This is a genomic window from Phytobacter sp. V69 (assembly GCF_965644215.1).
In the GTDB taxonomy this organism is placed as follows: Bacteria; Pseudomonadota; Gammaproteobacteria; order Enterobacterales; family Enterobacteriaceae; genus Phytobacter.
In genome coordinates, this window is record NZ_CBFFRL010000356.1 from 1 (window position 1) to 2,499 (window position 2,499).

At 48.5% G+C, this 2,499-nt stretch carries 4 protein-coding genes; 2 read left to right on the forward strand and 2 right to left on the reverse strand.

Annotated elements, in window-relative coordinates; all coding sequences use genetic code 11:
- The first annotated feature begins 89 nt into the window (after positions 1 to 89).
- Complete coding sequence (locus tag ACSZPU_RS24970; protein ID WP_499004282.1) at positions 90 to 785, forward strand: PTS fructose transporter subunit IIC; 696 nt, start codon at positions 90 to 92, stop codon at positions 783 to 785.
- On the opposite strand, the gene ACSZPU_RS24975 is transcribed toward ACSZPU_RS24970, so the two are convergent.
- Positions 774 to 1,618, reverse strand: a protein-coding gene (locus ACSZPU_RS24975) for an IS5 family transposase (RefSeq protein ID WP_499004284.1) whose coding sequence is annotated in 2 segments (ribosomal slippage) — positions 774 to 1,273 and positions 1,273 to 1,618 — 846 coding nt in all. Because the reading frame shifts where the segments join, the coding sequence is not laid out codon by codon here. The two genes, ACSZPU_RS24970 and ACSZPU_RS24975, sit on opposite strands and share 12 nt — an antisense overlap.
- A 97-nt stretch (positions 1,619 to 1,715) precedes the next feature.
- On the opposite strand from ACSZPU_RS24975, the gene ACSZPU_RS24980 reads away from it, so the two are divergent.
- On the forward strand, positions 1,716 to 2,108 hold the full coding sequence (locus ACSZPU_RS24980) for a hypothetical protein (RefSeq protein ID WP_499004285.1): 393 nt from the start codon (positions 1,716 to 1,718) through the stop codon (positions 2,106 to 2,108).
- A 41-nt stretch (positions 2,109 to 2,149) separates the two neighbouring features.
- On the opposite strand, the gene ACSZPU_RS24985 is transcribed toward ACSZPU_RS24980, so the two are convergent.
- Positions 2,150 to 2,440, reverse strand: coding sequence for an HPr family phosphocarrier protein (locus tag ACSZPU_RS24985; RefSeq protein WP_499004286.1), 291 nt, complete (start codon positions 2,438 to 2,440; stop codon positions 2,150 to 2,152).
- Positions 2,441 to 2,499 lie beyond the last annotated feature (59 nt).

Below are 2,499 nucleotides of genomic sequence, written 5' to 3' on the forward strand. Positions count from 1 at the left end.
AAGAGCGGGCATCGTGAAAAGTCTATGTCAAAGAAAGGGTTATGTTCTCATAATTGACGATTAAATCGCACCTTCCAGAGCCGGAAACATTGATTAAGACGGCATTATCTGCGCCGTGCTACCAGTCTGATGAGCAAGATAAAACCAGCAATGCGCCTTCAGCAACGCCCGGTGTTTATGCATCGTTAATGAACGGTGTTTCCAATATGCTGCCATTTGTGGTGGCGGGTGGTATTTTAATTGCCATCTCTTTCTTCTGGGGGATTAATTCCGCTAACCCGAACGATCGCAGCTATAATCATTTTGCTCAAATCCTCAGTTCTGTCGGCGGCGCGGCATTCACCCTGTTTATTCCGGTCATGAGCGGCTATATCGCTTACGCGATTAGCGATCGTCCCGCTTTTGCGCCCGGTATGGTCGGCGGTTTTCTGGCTAACACAGGCGGGAGTGGTTTTTTAGGCGCGATTCTGGCGGGTTTCATTGCGGGTTACACCATTAAACTGCTGCGTCATGGGCTACGTGGATTACCCAAATCGTTCGAAGGGATTAAACCGGTCCTGCTCTATCCGTTACTGAGCGTGTTTATCGTCGGCTTTATTACTGTGGCGGTGGTCGGGCCGGTGATGGGCTATGTCAATACTGGCGTCGTTCATTTTCTTAACGACATTGGTTCAACAAATAAAATCCTGTTGGGCTTTGTGATTGGCGCGATGCTGGCGGCGGATCTGGGTGGGCCCATTAACAAGGCGGCCTATCTCTTTAGGCTGTGTCCCTTAATTGCATAACCTTCTGTAAAACAGTCGGATACAACCCAGTTTAACCATCGCCAGATAATTCCTCGCCGTTTTGTCGTAACGTGTGGCGATGCGACGATATTCTTTTAGGCGACCAAAGCAACGTTCAACGACATTGCGATTACGGTAAGCATCACGATCGAGCTGTGAACGACCATCTGACGCCATTTTCTCATTTGATTTGCGAGGGATGACGGCTTTTATACCCTTTTTTTTCAGTTCGTTACGTAACGCATGTCCCGAGTAGGCTTTATCTGCCAGTACGGCATGACCACGTCGCTTCATGCTGCCGTTCTGGCGCTGAACACCAATACCGTCCAGCAGACGTTGTGCGAACTGGCTTTCATGGGCTTGTCCGGGGCTCAGCACGAGGTTTAATGGCAGGCCGTTTCCGTCTGTCGCCAGATGGATTTTGGTGCCAAAACCGCCGCGCGAGCGACCCAGCCCATTATCTCCGGCGATATCGGGATGTTTTTTTGAGCCCCGGCGGCACATCTGAGTGCACGGATATTACTGCCATCCAGCGCTGTCACGGACCAATCAATAAGACTGTTTTTATCATGTAAAGTAAGTAACCTGTTGAAAATAATGTTAATCACACCTGACTTTGACCACCGGTTAAAACGGTTGTAAACGGTCTTCCATGGACCATATCGCTCAGGCAAATCGCGCCATGGTGCGCCTGAACACAGCACCCAGAACATACCATTGATGATCATACGGTGTTCTGCCCATGGGCGTCCGGCCCGTGGTGTTGCTGGTTCAGCAGGTAATAAGGGCTGGATGAGAGCCCATGCTTCATCGGGAAGATCGTAACGAGCCATAGTTCAAAGTGTTGTGGAAACAGGCAGTTACTATAGCTCAGGTGATTAAGGGACACAGCCTAGTGTCGGTGTTCTGGCGAGCGGCAACTATTATGTGATGGCGGCAGCGGTTGCCAGCGGGATGGTACCATCACTGGCGGTGGCACTGGCGGCAACGCTGTCGCGCGATAAATTTACCCAGAGTCAATGTGAAGCGGCAAAAGCTAATTATATCTTAGGGCTATCGTTTATTGCCGAAGGGGCAATCCCCTTTGCGGCCAGTAATCCGCTGGTCATATTACCTTCGCTGATGGTGGGTTCTGGCGTTGCGGGTTCGCTGGCGATGTTCTTCAATACGACTTATCCGGCGCCGCACGGAGGGGTATTTGTGCTACCGGTAGTTGGAAGCCCAATGCTATTCCTGCTGTCAACCCTGATTGGGGTCATCATATCGACACTGTTAATCCTGATATTTAAGAAAAAATTAACAGATGATGAATGTATGAAATAATTTATTTAGAAAGGTCACCTTTAATCCGGTGACCTTTTATATTATTCTCCTAATCCATTAGCGATTTCTTTCGTAATAGCATCAATTGCTTGCTGAGCGTCTTCTCCGGTAGCAGTAAAGCGCAGGCAGTGTCCTTTTTTTACGCCTAATGCCACAACCTTCATCATACTCCGCCCATTAACCGCATCAGCACTGCCATTGAGGTTAGATACCATAACTTCACTGGTAAATGATTTAATTAATTTGACCAGTACGGTTGCCGGTCTGGCATGTAATCCATGTTCGTTGTGTAATATTATATCTCTGGTGCAGCAGCTAGATTGTGTCGTCACGAGGATAAAAATCATTGATAATAGGGCCTTCTAATCAGAAGGCCCTATTATCATGACTA